Origin of the sequence: Pyrolobus fumarii 1A, from assembly GCF_000223395.1 — an archaeon.
GTDB classification, from domain to species: domain Archaea; phylum Thermoproteota; class Thermoprotei_A; order Sulfolobales; family Pyrodictiaceae; genus Pyrolobus; species Pyrolobus fumarii.
This window is the reverse complement of record NC_015931.1, coordinates 154,228-168,831: the sequence shown is the minus strand read 5'-3', so window position 1 is coordinate 168,831 and position 14,604 is coordinate 154,228. Positions and strand designations below refer to the sequence as shown.

The window sequence follows — 14,604 nt, the reverse complement described above, 5'->3', positions numbered from 1 at the left end:
TCATAGCAATTAAATTAGAAGCTTGTACAATTTGGAAACCCTCATCTAACAGTATTTTCGTTAAGGCAGTAGCATAGATTCCCCGTACTCGTACCCGCGTTATTCCAGTCTGAACATCCATCACTCAAGCCCCACACGATGCCAACAAAAACAATTGTGCTTTAGTCCTTCACGGTCTCTAAGAGGGTGATTACGTTCCAAATTATTGTACGCACGTAAACTGGCATGTTTGGGTCCTGGCTTATCTCATCAAGGATGCTTATAGCGTTAGCAGCACGTACGCCAGGGCTTAATGTAGGGTCTTTGAGCTGCTTTATTGCTTCCATTGCTGCACGCCTAATGTTTCTCGGTACATGGGTATCGTTAATTACTCTCATAAGCATTATAGTAGCCTGCCTTATCTTAGCCTCGTTGTCATACACAGCCTGCACCATACGCACTCACCCATAGTGTAGCCGTTAAACTTGACAAGCTAGAATATAGTTTCTATCTGCGAATAGCTGGCACCGTAATACGCGCTAATGAGGCGCTATTAGCATCTACTTCAACATCAACGCCGTTATACTCTTGAAGAGCTTGTAGATTCAAACCAGGGTTTAACTCTGCAAGCGAGTCTACCAGCACCAGCTCTGCCAGAACTGCTCCAGCTATTATCATCGGCTCTACACGCGTCGCTATAAGCAGCGCGTTGGGCGCAACTCCTCGACGACACATCCGGTATATGACGTAAGGCGCTACGGTACTGCCCCGCGTACCCTCAACGAGTAGAATCTTGCCACTAAGGTCTCTTTTCTCAAGCTCACCATAGAAGCTTACATTGTCTGGAATGACAAGCAATTTGCCTCGTGCCACTCCGGGCACAACGACTCGCCCCTTTAGGGTCATCATGTTCTAACCACCATGCGCACCACAAGCTATTGATACCAACTTGTCTAGTTCACCCAGCTTAACTTGTACACCATGCCTACGGGGAAGGTAGAAAGCCGCTTTCATAGAGTTTGTTGCTATGCTTTCTAAGCCCAGCCTTGAAAGTTCAGTAACTACCATGCACGTACCACGTACTACTCTAATGTTGAGTCTAAGCCCTTTATCAACATACTCACGTGGTACATGACCCCCGACAGCAACATAGAACGGTATTTTTGTCCCGCCGCACTTCTCCAACTTATTCATGATATAGTCTAGTACACTCGTGTTAACATGAGGGCATCCAACAAAGATAGCATCTACATTCTCGTCCGCGTAACCACCCACACGCTCTATAAAATCTTTAATCTCGCGATCGTCGATTTCCAAACGTTCACACGTATCACAGCGGGAACGAGCATCACGATAATCTGGTGTAACGCCTGGCAGATATATGAGAGGCAACGAGCCCCAAGCGCCAGCCGCAGCAAGCAGATTCCTAACACCAGCCTCGTCAACACGATATCCTTCGTCTATCAACGGTATACCGTCTACTACAGACCCTATAATAGCACCAACAACACCACTATAGAGATCGTTGCGCACATCGTCCTTCACAACAATGCGGATGAGGTGAGTCGGCATACGTTCCTCATCAAGGTGCATCCCCCATAGATAGATACGCCCAGTTATCCCCGCCGCAAGCGCAACTATACCTCCTTCTCTATTCGTACGTGCACCAAGTACGCTATTAGCATAGAGAACTGCGCTTGACTCCGACCAGGCAATGTGCTCACCACGACCAGGCCTATTACCAGCATCATAAGGCGTGCACGTCACCATTGTAGAGAAGCCCATGTTCCTAAACGCATTTAATAATCGTAATTGAAGCGCCCATTCACGGCTATCCCTGGGCATTATCCCATCAAGATCGAACCCCATTGGATTAATGGTAGCTCTCTTGACTAACACGCGTGCACCGTTCCTCGCAAACCATTCTATGAGCTCAACCCCCTCAACACCAATATTGTTGACAGAAATGCCAGAAACATGGACAGAAGTTACGGGGATTAACCTTGGCGCTCCCAACGCCTCACCAATACGAACTAATATCTCCATAGCTTTGCGAACAGCTTCACCATACTCTCCATTAAGCATCCGTTCCTCTATCTGCGTGAGATACATTACTACTTACTACCCAGAAGCTTTGGCTTCAGGAACTTGCTTTTATCGCCTTTCGGGATAGCCACTATCACAGTCTTGGTTCCAACACCTTCGGATCCGCTTGGATCTAGTGTAGAGCCTCTAACGCCACGAATAACTATGACATCATGGTCATGCTGTACCCTCGTGGCCACAGCCCACTCTACATCAACGGGATCATCAATGTTTACATCAGCTGTAGTGACTATTACGTTCTTGACGCTCGGGTGACCAGCTATGGCTGCTATGCCTGCAAGCCTAGCAAGCGCATCATCTATTTTGTCGAAGGCTATCACAGCATTCAGCCATCCGCCCCCGCCTTTAGTCAGCCTAACAATGGGCTCCTTGCCCGTCGCCCTTCTCACACTATCCCATATGCTAGCTTCCCTAGGGAACCCCATCAGTAGCCTATGCTCCTCGCTACCCGGAAGAATCTGCCATACAAACCTTTCAGTAACTTTGTTAAGGTACACAGCTTGCGGACGGAAACTAGGCTGTAACCGTTTCTCGTCACAGAGCAACAGTATATCAGTAAACGGGCCCTCCTCAACTAACTGCTCACCAAGTAATCCCTCCACCACGACACCTGCGTCACACGACACTGGAATCCCGTACAGCGGGGTTTTGCAGACACGCCCGCTCCATCCTAACCGCACCGCAACGCCTAGCTCAAATACACCCAGAGGAGGCGAGCATGCTGATGCAAGCTCTACACGCGGATCAGCACCAAATACTATGGCGACAGGCAAAGGACGCTTACGCTCCAGGAGCGCATGCAGATGCCTTGGAACTACTCGAACACCATACACTCCCTTGCCAACCCTCATTATACGATGTATGGACGCATTACATACATTATCAACACACGCTATGATTACACCGCCAGTAAGATATGGTCCTCCGTCACAATCATAGAAACGTGTTGCAGGAAGACGCTCCGCTACCGAAGCATCAGCCTTTTCAAACCATTCACTGAAGCTTTCCTCGCGTAGTTTAGCAGATGACGCCTCATTCATAGCTTCTAGCAGCTTTGCATATGCCTCAGAGTCTTTCCTAGCACCAAGAAGGTTATACAATGCACCACGATTACAAATTACGTTGCCAATAGCATCAAACCATTTACCACCAAACCTTGCAATCACACTACATTTTCCATCACACTCGTGAAGTAATCGTGGTAGGGCATCTAGACTCTCTAAATACTCTTCTCGCACTTCACAACTGGTCACAACGGGCATCGCTGTACCCGCCCGACTTCCTCGAACCCCGCCTCAATACTAAGCCTAATGTTGCCGATTATCAAGCCGCCTATCTCGCCCTGATAGCTTGTCAATACCTGTGCCTCTAGGCTCGAATAGTCTATGCTTGTTATCACACCCGGAGCCCTCTCTCGCATTTCATTATCTAGGACTGCAACATAGAGTCCTTGCTCAGAACCACGAGTTATCACATAGACTTGTTTCTCTTGCGATAATCTCTCGATGACACCCGGCCTAGGCTGCTTGTCAACAACAAGAACCAACGAATCTACGCTCTCACTTCCCGCCAGTACTTGCACACCAAGCTCACTCGATAGACTCGCTAACCTATTCTGGTCGAGTAGCTCGCCCATGAAGAGGCATGAGCCCATCACGCTTACCTCTGTTAGCTTAACGCTTCTCACTGTCGCCCCTTCGAAGAATCTACGGTAGGCCTCGGATCGTAGCGTTCTCCTATCCTCACGGTCACGCACTCTCACGACAGCAGGCGACTTAACAGCATACACTTTCGTTTTGAAACCTCTTGTCCATCCTGCGACAACATTCGCAATACTGTCATCACCGACAACAACGACTGCTGCTGGCCTAAGCACGCGGATAAGCTCCATCTTATACTCTAGCGCGGATAGGCCATACACCCAGCCGTCGCTATCAACTGCTATGAGCTGTGCACCTCTGTCTCTAAGCACATGGTATAAATCTACGACAGCAGCCAGTATTCTACGCTCGTGACGATGCGGTGCTATTGAGCCTATGAACCTAAGCTCCTCAGCTTTAAGCCATCTTAACCAAAGTATCTTCCTATCAACCAAAGTGGCAGAAATGAAACCAGGCGGGCCTACGTCCGCCTGCCCTATATCAGCGTCAATTACACCTACTCTTAAGCCAGCATGTAAACCTCGATTAGCCAGAAGGGCTGTGAAACTCGACTTACCTGCATCCGTGGGACCTATTGCTATTACAACACCGCCTTCGCCCTTAACTGCATCAACTATTTCGTCTGCAACTCTAACCCACTCATCTATGACCTCTTCGCCTTCAACTGGTTGTTCAAGCGAGCTACCCTCTCCAAGTGTCACCGCCAATGCTGCATTCTCGATAGCTTTTACACCATAGCTTCTGAACTTGTCTATCTCCACACTCTCGTTCTCGGAGAATACTGCACCAAGTATCATAACACGTCCTCTTAGTACTGTGAGCTTAGCTGGACCCATAACACGAACGATCTCGCCTTGCTCGAGTTCGAGACTTATTCTTGCCATAGACTACACCCCCGTTGTGAAGCTTTACCGTAAACCCCCATACTCTCAAACATGCGGGACCAGGGGTATTGAGAATCGTAGTAGAGTGCGAAAGACTACTCAACATGGTTAATGAGCGATCACCACTACTAGTCTATGGCGAGGCTGCGAGCGGCAAAACGCTAATGTCGCTAGCTATAATCAAGCAGTTGTATACTCGAGGAGCGATAAACGATATATTGTTGGTGACAAGCGAACCTGTGAGTACATTACCTGCAGCATCACGGATTCTGCCCCCTAGAGCTAAGATCTTGACAGCCTTCTCGACTCTGGATATACTAGAGTATCTGCTGGAATATGCGCTAGAGTTGGCAAAGATTAACCCGCGGAACATCGGTGGATGCGGCATCGTCATTGATACTCTGACGGGTCCTTATCGAGTAGATGCCTCACTTTTACCAGATATCTCAACGCGCGTATTGACGTTAACGGCAACGCTAATCAACAAAATTGCAAAGAGATACTCATGTACATGCATAGCAACTAGCCAGGTACACGTAAACCCCGAAACAAGAGCCGAGGAGCCGCCCGCCTATACGCTTATACAAGAGTACTTTGATGTCGTATTGAAGCTTCAACGTATTGATAGTCGCCGGAGGCTAGTGATAGACGAGAAAGGCAACGTTATTGCGGAGCTGCTGCTAACCACCAATATGGTACTCATAAAATGCTAGCAGAGGCCTCCGTCTTTATAGCGATTTACGTACCAGCGCTCGTAGCAAACGGTTCTGCAACTCTTATTTCTCGTGGACACCCTATTGACATGGGACTCCGGCTTCCAGATGGAAGACGAGTATTAGGCGACGGTAAGACTGTTGAGGGGTTTACTCTCGCCATGCTATACGCTACATCAATAGCATTTACATTCGCGTTACTCCTGAATAACCCACTTATCGCGTACTACGGGGTGATAGCTGGCTTAGGAGCACTCATAGGCGACATGGTAGGCTCGTTTACCAAGAGACGATTAGGGCTAGAAAGAGGCGCTCATGCACCCATACTAGACCAACTCGATTTCATAATTGGCGCTTACCTCTTGACCATCATGGCGGGCTACAAGCCCAATCTTATTATGGCGATAGCTTTCGCAGTCATGGTCTATATGCTGCACAGGATTACAAACATAGTAGCATACAGGTTAGGTATCAAGTCTGTCCCGTGGTAGCGACCATCCTCTTCTTTTCTTTTTCCTCTTTCTCGTTTTCCTCGCCGACCGGTAGTAATCCAGCAAGCTTCTTCATAAGATAACGATACTTGAGGTACTTATCTTCCGGCGAGAAACGTGGTGGGTGAGGTACTCTTACTTCGCCTCCACATACGGGGCACTTGTCACGAGAGAGTGTGTAACGTCCACAAATAACACATTTTCGCATTAACCATCTCATATCGTGGCCCCTCACTTACTCTTCTCTCTGGTGAAACTATACTCTACTCCTAGCTCGCGGGCAACAGACTCTGCCGTTTCAAGAGCGGCTGCGAGCGCCTTCTCCGCCTTCTTATAGTCGACCGCTATGATTTCTATGCGGTATCGAGGTGCCCCGACGGTGTAGACGCGAGCCTCAACATCTTTTTCGGTGTTGAGGGCAGCCTCCTTCGCCTTAAGGAGAACTTGCTTTATCCTTTCAACGCCATCCGGAGCCAGGCTGCGAAGCGTGAAGAGCCCTGCCACACGCACCTTACGTATCTCTATGTGACGCGCCGCCTCCTCAGCGAGCACCTTGGCCCACTCCTCTGGAACACCTGCCTCAATCAGTGCCTGAGGACCGCGCATCGCCGCTTGCTCAAGACCAGCCATTAGCTCGCCATAGTACTCTTCTATCTTCCAGCCAGCTTCCTCGTACGCCTCGTCTAGAGTCTTACCAAGTCTCTGAGCAGCTATCTCTAGTATCTTCTCGGCCTTTTGTGCACGCTTCCACTCAAGCATTTTACGCCGCTTTTCACCCTCGGTTACCCTCTTCAGGGAAACGTCGACAGTCTTCCTTTGCTTGTGCACACGTATGACTTTGACAACCACTTTTTGCCCTTCCTTGATAACCTCGTCAATCCTCCTAACCCATCTTGATGCTACTTCGCTCCAAGGCAGATACGCTTCAATACCACCATATTCATCAAGATTGAGGTAGGCACCGTAATCGTATATCTTCTTCACCGTGCCGACTACAAGCTCGCCTACTTCTGGGAGTTCTTTGCGCTTACGCACCATATGTATACGCACCCCAGGATGATGTTAACGTCAAACCCTTATGTCTAAAAAGAGTGCCTCGCGAGAACGTCAACCTAGGACTCTCAGCACTTGACCTAGTATCTTAGCCTTGCCGCCGGTAGGCTGCACTAGCACCGTACCACAGACAAGACACCTAGCTGGGAATGTCGCGTGGCTAAACACTACTTGCTCATGGCCACAGTTTGGGCAACGAACCAGCAAGAAGCGGCTCCTTGGCTCCGGAATAGCTATCTTGAGCTTCTTGACCACGGTTCCCACCCCTCACTTCTCCACAAGCTCAGCCTTCTTCAGCCTAATACCCTCACGGTGTAGAGTGTACCCGCACTTCTGACACTTCAACTTCAGTACAACTTTCTTGGTCGTCTTTGCAAATCTCTTTTGCTCCGGCTTACGCTTGCTACCATAACCCTTGTTCTTTGCACGATACCTGCGCTCACCCTGAGCCAGTGCACGACGGCGACCATGCTTGTATATCGCCACAGAGTGGGGGGTGTGCGTTCTACACCGTGGGCAGAACGTCACTATTACCTTCGGGTACCTCGCCATTCCAACTCCTCCCCGCGAAGCAAAGAAACTACCCTTTTAAAGGCTTAATCGTTGCGAGTTCACACTCCCCCATGGCGTATAGTAGCAACGCGACACCAGGGTCGAGGCTTATGATGGCACCCCGAGGCAACACTCTACCATTTATCTCACGCGATATTCTCAAGCGAACATACACTCTGCCAGCATCATCGACAATAACAAGCCCTAAGAGTAGAGCTCTCAAACCCTCCACAAGACGCTTGACGAATGTACACACTTCCGAATCCATACCAACGCGTGAGCAAACACCTCGTTCGCCACGAACAAAGAGAGTCAAGCGCTCAACAACGAATAGCTCAACTATCCTCTCCCATAGTTGAAACATTTCACGCGCTAGTTCTTCGAGGCCCTCTGGCAACGCAGTACTAGTTAAACCACGCACTACACGCACAACAATATCACTACGTATTTCACGAGAAGGATCCTCTAGCATCTCAAGTAGCTCTTCCGATACGGGTCTAGCCTCCTCGCTCATCCTGTCTCACCAGCAAGGACTGCAACTTCCTTGCACAGCAGGTATACCGCAACCGGAGCAGGCAGCTTATACTCCTCGCCAGCTTCAAGCTTCAAACGTTGTGATAAAACCTCTATAGTAGGCGTCGACACTAATGCTCGAACACGCACATCTCCCAACCGTTTAAATGGCGATAGATCATCGCTTAGCTCGAATTTATCTACACGGTTAACATCCAAAGGTATGACCGGGAGACCTGTCTTACCGTGAAGCGAGTATGGGATACGTATGAGTCTCTTTGTATCAACGGTTACCTGCGGGTCCACCTCTACACGTATCTCGCTAAACGCTATAGATAGATACTCCTCGAATAACTCACGATTTCTACGATATAATGCTGCTGCTTCAAGAGGCTCAGAAGAAACTATACGAACCACTACACTATCGCCGCGCCTAAGGGCCATCCTCCGTATAATTCTCGCTATGCGACCACGTACTCCAGCATCACGGATACTAGGTGGCAACTCGAATAGTTTCACACGCTTCCTGCCCCGCCCAACTTCACTATCCACATGTTGCATCACACGCTGCTCATCAAAACTTTCTGCACGTACATAATCGAGTATCTCTTTACGAACTTGTGAATCCGCCTCAAAACACTCAACAATCTCCTTACATCTAACGGTAACGTGAAATCCCCTATGCCCGGAAAACTCGATATACACACGAGATTTGTCAAAACCTAGCTCATAGACCAGCACATCGAATAGCTTTACAGCCTCCCATGCAGCTTCCCGTACACACTCAGCAGGCGCGAAACTAGCCTTCACACCAACCTTTTCGTCGACAACCTCGACTATGCTACTTTGACACTTAGGCAGATGATCAGCATCAATGTCAAATATTAAGTCCGCGCCGACCCACCCCTTCTCATCCATATTCTGGGCTGCAGGATGCTTGTATACTGCCGACGAGTAGTAGAGATGCCTCGGCGCCTTATCGACTACCCATTGCTCGAACGTACCACGAGACGAGAATGACAAGTGCCTCACGTAGCTCTTCATACCCCATAGTTGCGCTGCGAACTCACGCGCATAGAAGTCCTCTGGCAACACTAGTTTACGCGCACTGCGTGCATAATAGTCGCGGAATAACTTCCTTAGGTAGTTTATGGTCTTAACAGCCATTTACTCGACCCTCGGCGCTATTATGAATGAGAACTTTGCGCCCTGCGGCAGCTCGTGTGTAATTTCAGCTGGCATGTCACTCGAGAATTTTATCACTATAGCATCTGCCACTCTAGCAGCTGATGCCAGGTCGCTGAAGTACTCTAGGCCATACATTGCTGATTGTTCGCCCTCAGCCTCTAGCTCTAGTAGGCTACCACTCTCAATGCTAAACTCGACTTCAACCTCGCCTAACTCGCTGCTAGATGATGCTACAAACTTTTGCCCATCAGTATAGAACTTGATGTTTTCACCTATGAGCTCAAGATCTTTTATCATGTCGCGATATACGTCGCTCATCAGCCTAGCTGTAGCCTTGAATTCCAGTGTTGGTTCAGGTATATCCTCGGCACTCACATCAAGCATAGGCATGACAAACTTTCGCGTACTTCTCCCGAGGAAGATTATCGAGAACTTTGATTCCTCAGCCTCAAGTACAAACTTGTCATCCTTAACAGCCCTACGCAATACTTTCGCAACGTCCTCCAGGTTCACGCCTATCTCGACTCGCTCATTGGCCTCGAATTCCTCGAATGACTCTGGCGGGAAGCGCAAATCCACCATCAATACCCTGCTAGGGTCCATAGCACGGAAGCGGAAACCATCATTATCTATGACGAAAACACCCTCCTCTATGACCTTCGATATAGCTGATATCACATAACGCCAGACACGTGCATCAAAGAAGACTAGCCGCGCTTTAGTGGTCATACTATCGTCCTCCTCCCCTAAACTACTTGCGACACTAGCACGATAAGGGGTTTAGGACTGGAGACTGCAACGGAAGAAACGCCTAAATACACGAGTTGCATCGAGCCCTGCTAGCGCCAGGTTCAAAGCCCTTTCTATATAGGGGTGTGAGGAAATGTGTAAAGGTGTACGATGATAAGCCTCTATGAGGTCCTCGACAAGCTTCCTAAACAAATTCTCATAGAATCGTAGCACATCCCTTTCATCTGGTAGACTTTTAACAATGTCCTCTACGCCATTCACGTTAGTCATACTCTCTCCAGACATGGCCGCACTTTGTACACTTATAGAATCTTGTTGGTGGCTCGTCTGCACGCCTCGTCTGCACAACCCAATAGTAGGCCTCATCGTGGCTGCAGCGCGGGCACTGTATACGCGTCTTTGGCAGGAGCTTCTCTTCCATGTTGGACTCTATGACTACAAGCTTTTCTTTCTCACTGTGCTTAATTGTTGTAACTAGTACCCTGCTAGCAACATCACCTGCACCCGCAGCTCCTTCACGATGTCCACACTTGGGACACACGTAAACCACTTGCTCATTTTCACGCCGAGGCGCCATTAGAGTGCCACAACGCGGACAGAACTTCAACGTTGTCCACCCTAATCGAGGGGCCAGGTTTACAGCCAGCGGATAAACCTGCTGTTATCTAGTAGCTAGGCTCTAGCCCTTGGATGCAGTCTTCTCAAACTTCTCTTTGAACTCATCACACAACTTTACTATCTCGTTAAGCACGTTCTCCAATACATCTATAGGCGACACTGTACCGTCAGTCGCTATAACCACGACAGGGTCGTCTACCAGCGGATGGTCAATCCTATATGCAGCGTATGTCACATGAGGCTTACGTATCGCTAACTTAACTATCAAATTAGCCATTGTATGGTCCTCGCCCCTCAGGCGAACCTCAACCCTCTTTTCACTCGCCTTCACTAGTTCCAGTCTCGCCAACCAGACCACCCGCCCTGAAAACGACACCAAGTCTCCTAATCGCTTGCCTCCATTCCCTCTTTAACACTATCTTTCCTTCCTCATCATGCTCAAATACATCAGCTTTAAGCCCCACTTCTATTACCTCCTGGGGCACTACATCAAACGCCGCTGCTACAGCCGCCACTACACGTTTAGCCGCAGTACCCCTAACATCGAACTTTATCTCCTCGAGGACCTCAGCTATACGTGAGGCTAAGCTAAGCACAACATCTAGTGGCGCATTGGTCCTTATCACATTACCCTCGAGCAGTTCCGCCCTATAGCCACGAAGGCTAAGAGCTTCTACAAGCGCTTGTGGTGGGAATGTACGCCTAATCTCTTTCACAATGGCATCAACGCTAACCTCGCCTTTCTTAGACAGATTGTAGAGATCCCATAACTCAGCAACAACGTTCTTAATACGATACCAACTGTCTTTCACGTCTGCCTCTACACCAACGAGCATAATACGGAGTCTACCATCTTTCTCCACTTCTATCTCGGCATACGGTACACGGATAGCTTCCCGTAACCTCTCATTCAACTTGTCGAGATCTATGCCCGGTGGGACTCTGATTGTGTAGAGTCTCTTGACTAGCGGCACGCCTACCTACCCTTCTTTACGTAGATGTAACCCGTTGCTATCTTCCTATTCTCTTTACTCCCGCATCGCAGACACACGAGAGGCTGCTGACCTGGCACTCGGTAGAGGGGCGCACCACACTTAGAGCAGAGTGCAGCTACAACACCACTATTGCCGAGCTTTATGTTGAGCTGGAATGGATGCTTAGCATTGACTATTCTCGCTCGGATAACATCTCCAGGCTTCACAACCTCCAATATACTCCTAGCAGGCTTGTCGCTAGCTTGAGAAACGTGCAAGAAACCAGTATACATACCATTATAGCGACGTAAACGCTCATCAGCAAATACCTTGACTAGCACAAGATCCTCGCGTAACAATGCGGTTACAACTCCATATACTGTAGAACCTCTACGTGGAATACGCGGCTTCCCAACCGGGTTTATGACGGAAACACGACGCTGAATCCAATCCAAGAACACCCTACCCACTACACCTGAGCGAACAACGCCATTAAGCACATAAGCGCCCTCGCCAGGCACGAACTCCTCGATCACACATATCTCCTCGCCAGGTACAACAAGACTACGATGTAGCTTCTCTAGCTCTTGCCTCCTTTCGCTCAATACTACCCCCTAGCCGCATCTGCTCAAAACCTCTTAATCAACGAATAGCCCTAAGCAGGCCAGCAAGCTCGCCGAGGAACCTGCAAACAAGCCCAAGCTCGTCACCATTAACCTCAACATAGGATAGGCCAATCTTTTCGAGTAGTCTTTGTACGGCACTATATCTGGTACACAACACGAATAATCGCGTCTCGTACTTTACACTGGATTCGCGGAAGGCCTCCATAACATGGCCCAACGCCCCACACTCAATCCAATCGATGAGCTTGAATCCACGCACTACGGCAACACAGTACATGTCGTCCACGGTATTAACTACAAGTATCCGCGCTTCGCGTTTCACAATCTTCACCTCTCACTACTACTAGTGCAACTTTAACTCGATGAACACGCCTTCGATGCTCAAGTAGAAACGCTGGTATAGCATGATTTAACACGTCGATAACACCAGCTTTGCATCCTAGCTTTGCACGTATAGCCCGTAATAATCCATCGCTCCAAGCATGTATGCTATACACCTTATTTGATACTGCAATAGCCGCGCGAAGAAACTCTAGATCAATACCACGCCTGGAACGAATCCCGAACGGAGGATTCATGACTACAACCTCAATGCTCTTTTCGCGGAGTGGTGGACACCTTGCATCTGCCACTACAAGGTCAACCGCATGTCCAAACATTTCATTGCGGACAAATTCGTGTGCCACTCTTATCGCGTCATAGTCTATATCAATACATACCGCATAAGCCGCTGCACCCGATATTAGCATCCCATACGTGAGCATACCAGTACCACATCCAAAATCAGCTATACTATCTACACTCCCCTCCCTCGCCAGAACACTGTATACTAGTGTAGCTGCAACTTCCGGGTCTGTACGGTACTGCTCAAGCTCAACCTTGGCTCTCTCAAAGCTAGGGACACGCGAAAGTATGATTGCAAGATGTTTCCTGCTTACACGCTCCACGCTATTCACCATGGGAATTTCACCCTGTCATACACCCCTAGAGCATAGAGTGCTTCTCCTGGTGTCAACACGGGACGCCAATAATCGCTTAGGTCTTCGATAGCTAGCCTAGGACACGAAGTTACGACAAAGGCTTCAGCAACATCGACGGGAATAGCATCAAGATCTTGTCTAAGGGTTCTTGAGCTATAGAGTAGTGTGTACTCCAGTCCTCTGCTAGTGAATAGCGATGCGAGCCTCTCTACAAGCCACAATCTACATTGACCTTTGCGTGCACCAACAATGATTCCCCATTTGCGAGCATTTCGAGCCTCCATGGCTTTTCCGTAGCGTACACGCAGAACACGCTCTGCATCGCTAGTATAATCATTCACAGAGTATTTGTCTACATCAACGACGTATATCCTGCTTGACGCATGAGTTGCTAGTCCAAGCCCTAGTGCGTGGAATCTACTCCCGAATACCAAGTAAGCATCTACATTCTCTAGCTTATCAAGTCCTCCGAAGAAACACCCGAGTATAGGACTTGTCCTCAACACTTTGAAGCCATGCATATTTACCTCATTAACCACGTGAAGCGCTATCTTCTCATACTGAGTGTTATACCCGATAGCAATAGTGTCTACGCCGTCCTCCGACAGGGTATCGATAATGAGACGCACTAATTTCTTAGTGTCAACATCTTCTACATTGAGCTTCACAGGCACGTAAATTATCTCGACACCATTACATTCTTTTAACGGTTCATAAGGATACGCATCGTGCCCCACGTGCAGAACAACATCAAAAATTGCATGGTGTAACTCGCACGTCATCGACTCACAGGAGCCGTATGTAGGTTCTAGGCGAAAAGCTACCTGACGCGCACCACAAGACAACAACAGTTTCCTGATAAGGCTCGTATAGATTTTGAAGCCCTCGGGTAACTCGACAAACACTTTTTTGCCTTTGACAGACTCGCATATGTTTAAAATTTCACGTTCTATGATGGCTGCCCAGTCGAGCTTCTTCACTGTGCTGACAGTCCCTCCTTCAACGGGATAACGCGGATTCTTGTTGGCAGAGGTAGCTTCGATGCGCCTACACGTAGCGCCTCTTTTGCAGCATCTAGGTGCTCCTTTCTGACGCGAACCTCTAGCACCGCTTGTCCAGGCTCTACTCTAGCCGCCGTACCAACAGGTTTACCGAAGGCTAATCTCATACCCTCCTGTAGACGGTCTGCACCAGCAAATGCCATCATCTTGTGCTCCCTTAGCACGTGATGCGGGTATACACGCACTCTGAAGAGATAGTTCTGCTCACCTATAGTCGTCGATAGATACTTGTGTACCATTACACGGGCTGCCTCGAGCGCATTGTGCCTTATCTGTCCACGCTCTAGCACGTATACCTCGACAGCATAGTCGTAGTCACCATGCGGGTTACCCATTACGAACTTGGAGATCTTGGGCGGCGGCACACCGTGTATGTACTCTTTGCGCGTGTATGGCGGTCCAGAGAGGTTCTTACTACGCCGCTTAGTGTAGCATCTGGCGGGCTTCAACGGCAT

The 14,604-nt window shown here is 48.9% G+C and carries 23 protein-coding genes; 2 read left to right on the top strand and 21 right to left on the bottom strand.

Features of this window, described 5'->3' with window-relative positions; all coding sequences use genetic code 11:
• Positions 1 to 161: 161 nt before the first annotated feature.
• The 5 genes from PYRFU_RS01030 to PYRFU_RS01010 are packed head-to-tail and all read right to left on the bottom strand — an operon-like array spanning position 162 to position 4,630.
• Positions 162 to 431, bottom strand: coding sequence for a stationary phase-response protein (locus PYRFU_RS01030; protein WP_167827941.1), 270 nt, complete (start codon positions 429 to 431; stop codon positions 162 to 164).
• 55 nt (positions 432 to 486) lie between these two features.
• Positions 487 to 861 carry an aconitase X swivel domain-containing protein gene (locus PYRFU_RS01025; protein WP_167827769.1) on the bottom strand — a complete coding sequence of 125 codons (375 nt, stop codon included), beginning with the start codon at positions 859 to 861 and terminating at the stop codon, positions 487 to 489.
• 30 nt (positions 862 to 891) lie between these two features.
• Complete coding sequence (locus PYRFU_RS01020; RefSeq protein WP_014025742.1) at positions 892 to 2,091, bottom strand: aconitase X catalytic domain-containing protein; 1,200 nt, start codon at positions 2,089 to 2,091, stop codon at positions 892 to 894.
• 2 nt (positions 2,092 to 2,093) lie between these two features.
• Entirely contained in the window at positions 2,094 to 3,347 is a 1,254-nt protein-coding gene (locus PYRFU_RS01015) for a UbiD family decarboxylase (RefSeq protein ID WP_014025741.1), read from the bottom strand.
• Complete coding sequence (locus PYRFU_RS01010; protein ID WP_014025740.1) at positions 3,335 to 4,630, bottom strand: Clp1/GlmU family protein; 1,296 nt, start codon at positions 4,628 to 4,630, stop codon at positions 3,335 to 3,337. Before PYRFU_RS01010 ends, PYRFU_RS01015 begins: the two co-directional genes overlap by 13 nt.
• Before the next feature lie 68 nt (positions 4,631 to 4,698).
• Between PYRFU_RS01010 and PYRFU_RS01005 the strand changes: the two genes are divergently transcribed.
• Positions 4,699 to 5,343: a P-loop NTPase family protein gene (locus PYRFU_RS01005; RefSeq protein WP_014025739.1), complete on the top strand. Its 645-nt coding sequence runs from the start codon at positions 4,699 to 4,701 to the stop codon at positions 5,341 to 5,343.
• The gene (locus PYRFU_RS01000) at positions 5,337 to 5,834 is read left to right on the top strand and encodes a CDP-2,3-bis-(O-geranylgeranyl)-sn-glycerol synthase (RefSeq protein WP_014025738.1); all 498 of its coding nucleotides are present in this window, start codon (positions 5,337 to 5,339) and stop codon (positions 5,832 to 5,834) included. The genes PYRFU_RS01005 and PYRFU_RS01000 overlap by 7 nt, the downstream gene beginning before the upstream one ends.
• On the opposite strand, the gene PYRFU_RS10115 is transcribed toward PYRFU_RS01000, so the two are convergent.
• The 16 genes from PYRFU_RS10115 to PYRFU_RS00925 all read right to left on the bottom strand — a co-directional run bounded on the left by PYRFU_RS10115 (position 5,815) and on the right by PYRFU_RS00925 (position 14,604).
• A complete protein-coding gene (locus tag PYRFU_RS10115) occupies positions 5,815 to 6,054 on the bottom strand; it encodes an RNA-protein complex protein Nop10 (RefSeq protein WP_014025737.1) in 240 nt (79 codons plus the stop codon). The genes PYRFU_RS01000 and PYRFU_RS10115 overlap by 20 nt on opposite strands.
• An 11-nt stretch (positions 6,055 to 6,065) precedes the next feature.
• Complete coding sequence (locus PYRFU_RS00995) at positions 6,066 to 6,872, bottom strand: translation initiation factor IF-2 subunit alpha (protein ID WP_014025736.1); 807 nt, start codon at positions 6,870 to 6,872, stop codon at positions 6,066 to 6,068.
• A gap of 69 nt (positions 6,873 to 6,941) precedes the next feature.
• Positions 6,942 to 7,142 (bottom strand): 30S ribosomal protein S27e, encoded by a 201-nt coding sequence (locus tag PYRFU_RS00990; RefSeq protein WP_014025735.1) that lies wholly within the window; start codon positions 7,140 to 7,142, stop codon positions 6,942 to 6,944.
• A 12-nt stretch (positions 7,143 to 7,154) separates the two neighbouring features.
• Positions 7,155 to 7,439 (bottom strand): 50S ribosomal protein L44e, encoded by a 285-nt coding sequence (locus PYRFU_RS00985; protein WP_014025734.1) that lies wholly within the window; start codon positions 7,437 to 7,439, stop codon positions 7,155 to 7,157.
• Between the two features lie 28 nt (positions 7,440 to 7,467).
• Complete coding sequence (locus PYRFU_RS00980; protein ID WP_014025733.1) at positions 7,468 to 7,953, bottom strand: hypothetical protein; 486 nt, start codon at positions 7,951 to 7,953, stop codon at positions 7,468 to 7,470.
• Complete coding sequence (locus PYRFU_RS00975; RefSeq protein ID WP_014025732.1) at positions 7,950 to 9,119, bottom strand: DNA primase small subunit domain-containing protein; 1,170 nt, start codon at positions 9,117 to 9,119, stop codon at positions 7,950 to 7,952. Before PYRFU_RS00975 ends, PYRFU_RS00980 begins: the two co-directional genes overlap by 4 nt.
• Complete coding sequence (gene pcn / locus PYRFU_RS00970; protein WP_014025731.1) at positions 9,120 to 9,869, bottom strand: proliferating cell nuclear antigen (pcna); 750 nt, start codon at positions 9,867 to 9,869, stop codon at positions 9,120 to 9,122.
• Between the two features lie 51 nt (positions 9,870 to 9,920).
• The gene (locus PYRFU_RS00965; RefSeq protein WP_167827768.1) at positions 9,921 to 10,175 is read right to left on the bottom strand and encodes a hypothetical protein; all 255 of its coding nucleotides are present in this window, start codon (positions 10,173 to 10,175) and stop codon (positions 9,921 to 9,923) included.
• Positions 10,153 to 10,497, bottom strand: coding sequence for a transcription factor S (locus tag PYRFU_RS00960; RefSeq protein ID WP_014025729.1), 345 nt, complete (start codon positions 10,495 to 10,497; stop codon positions 10,153 to 10,155). The genes PYRFU_RS00965 and PYRFU_RS00960 overlap by 23 nt, the downstream gene beginning before the upstream one ends.
• Positions 10,498 to 10,569: 72 nt before the next feature.
• Positions 10,570 to 10,866 carry an RpoL/Rpb11 RNA polymerase subunit family protein gene (locus PYRFU_RS00955; protein ID WP_425277005.1) on the bottom strand — a complete coding sequence of 99 codons (297 nt, stop codon included), beginning with the start codon at positions 10,864 to 10,866 and terminating at the stop codon, positions 10,570 to 10,572.
• Positions 10,826 to 11,482: a DUF2067 family protein gene (locus tag PYRFU_RS00950; RefSeq protein ID WP_014025727.1), complete on the bottom strand. Its 657-nt coding sequence runs from the start codon at positions 11,480 to 11,482 to the stop codon at positions 10,826 to 10,828. Before PYRFU_RS00950 ends, PYRFU_RS00955 begins: the two co-directional genes overlap by 41 nt.
• Positions 11,483 to 11,484: 2 nt before the next feature.
• A complete protein-coding gene (locus tag PYRFU_RS00945; RefSeq protein WP_014025726.1) occupies positions 11,485 to 12,087 on the bottom strand; it encodes an exosome complex RNA-binding protein Csl4 in 603 nt (200 codons plus the stop codon).
• Between the two features lie 37 nt (positions 12,088 to 12,124).
• Positions 12,125 to 12,430: a hypothetical protein gene (locus tag PYRFU_RS00940; RefSeq protein WP_014025725.1), complete on the bottom strand. Its 306-nt coding sequence runs from the start codon at positions 12,428 to 12,430 to the stop codon at positions 12,125 to 12,127.
• The gene (locus PYRFU_RS00935; protein ID WP_014025724.1) at positions 12,399 to 13,067 is read right to left on the bottom strand and encodes an METTL5 family protein; all 669 of its coding nucleotides are present in this window, start codon (positions 13,065 to 13,067) and stop codon (positions 12,399 to 12,401) included. Before PYRFU_RS00935 ends, PYRFU_RS00940 begins: the two co-directional genes overlap by 32 nt.
• Entirely contained in the window at positions 13,061 to 14,068 is a 1,008-nt protein-coding gene (locus tag PYRFU_RS00930; protein ID WP_014025723.1) for a 2-(3-amino-3-carboxypropyl)histidine synthase subunit 1/2, read from the bottom strand. Before PYRFU_RS00930 ends, PYRFU_RS00935 begins: the two co-directional genes overlap by 7 nt.
• The gene (locus tag PYRFU_RS00925; RefSeq protein WP_048191280.1) at positions 14,065 to 14,604 is read right to left on the bottom strand and encodes a 50S ribosomal protein L16; all 540 of its coding nucleotides are present in this window, start codon (positions 14,602 to 14,604) and stop codon (positions 14,065 to 14,067) included. The genes PYRFU_RS00930 and PYRFU_RS00925 overlap by 4 nt, the downstream gene beginning before the upstream one ends.

Excerpts from the sequence above, each read along its gene's own strand:
- PYRFU_RS01020 (WP_014025742.1), bottom strand. The coding sequence starts at position 2,091 with ATGTATCTCACGCAGATAGAGGAACGGATGCTTAATGGAGAGTATGGT.
- PYRFU_RS01015 (WP_014025741.1), bottom strand. The coding sequence starts at position 3,347 with ATGCCCGTTGTGACCAGTTGTGAAGTGCGAGAAGAGTATTTAGAGAGT.
- PYRFU_RS01010 (WP_014025740.1), bottom strand. The coding sequence starts at position 4,630 with ATGGCAAGAATAAGTCTCGAACTCGAGCAAGGCGAGATCGTTCGTGTT.
- PYRFU_RS01000 (WP_014025738.1), top strand. The coding sequence starts at position 5,337 with ATGCTAGCAGAGGCCTCCGTCTTTATAGCGATTTACGTACCAGCGCTC.
- PYRFU_RS10115 (WP_014025737.1), bottom strand. The coding sequence starts at position 6,054 with ATGAGATGGTTAATGCGAAAATGTGTTATTTGTGGACGTTACACACTC.
- PYRFU_RS00995 (WP_014025736.1), bottom strand. The coding sequence starts at position 6,872 with ATGGTGCGTAAGCGCAAAGAACTCCCAGAAGTAGGCGAGCTTGTAGTC.
- PYRFU_RS00985 (WP_014025734.1), bottom strand. The coding sequence starts at position 7,439 with ATGGCGAGGTACCCGAAGGTAATAGTGACGTTCTGCCCACGGTGTAGA.
- PYRFU_RS00980 (WP_014025733.1), bottom strand. The coding sequence starts at position 7,953 with ATGAGCGAGGAGGCTAGACCCGTATCGGAAGAGCTACTTGAGATGCTA.
- PYRFU_RS00975 (WP_014025732.1), bottom strand. The coding sequence starts at position 9,119 with ATGGCTGTTAAGACCATAAACTACCTAAGGAAGTTATTCCGCGACTAT.
- pcn (WP_014025731.1), bottom strand. The coding sequence starts at position 9,869 with ATGACCACTAAAGCGCGGCTAGTCTTCTTTGATGCACGTGTCTGGCGT.
- PYRFU_RS00965 (WP_167827768.1), bottom strand. The coding sequence starts at position 10,175 with ATGTCTGGAGAGAGTATGACTAACGTGAATGGCGTAGAGGACATTGTT.
- PYRFU_RS00935 (WP_014025724.1), bottom strand. The coding sequence starts at position 13,067 with ATGGTGAATAGCGTGGAGCGTGTAAGCAGGAAACATCTTGCAATCATA.
- PYRFU_RS00925 (WP_048191280.1), bottom strand. The coding sequence starts at position 14,604 with ATGCCGTTGAAGCCCGCCAGATGCTACACTAAGCGGCGTAGTAAGAAC.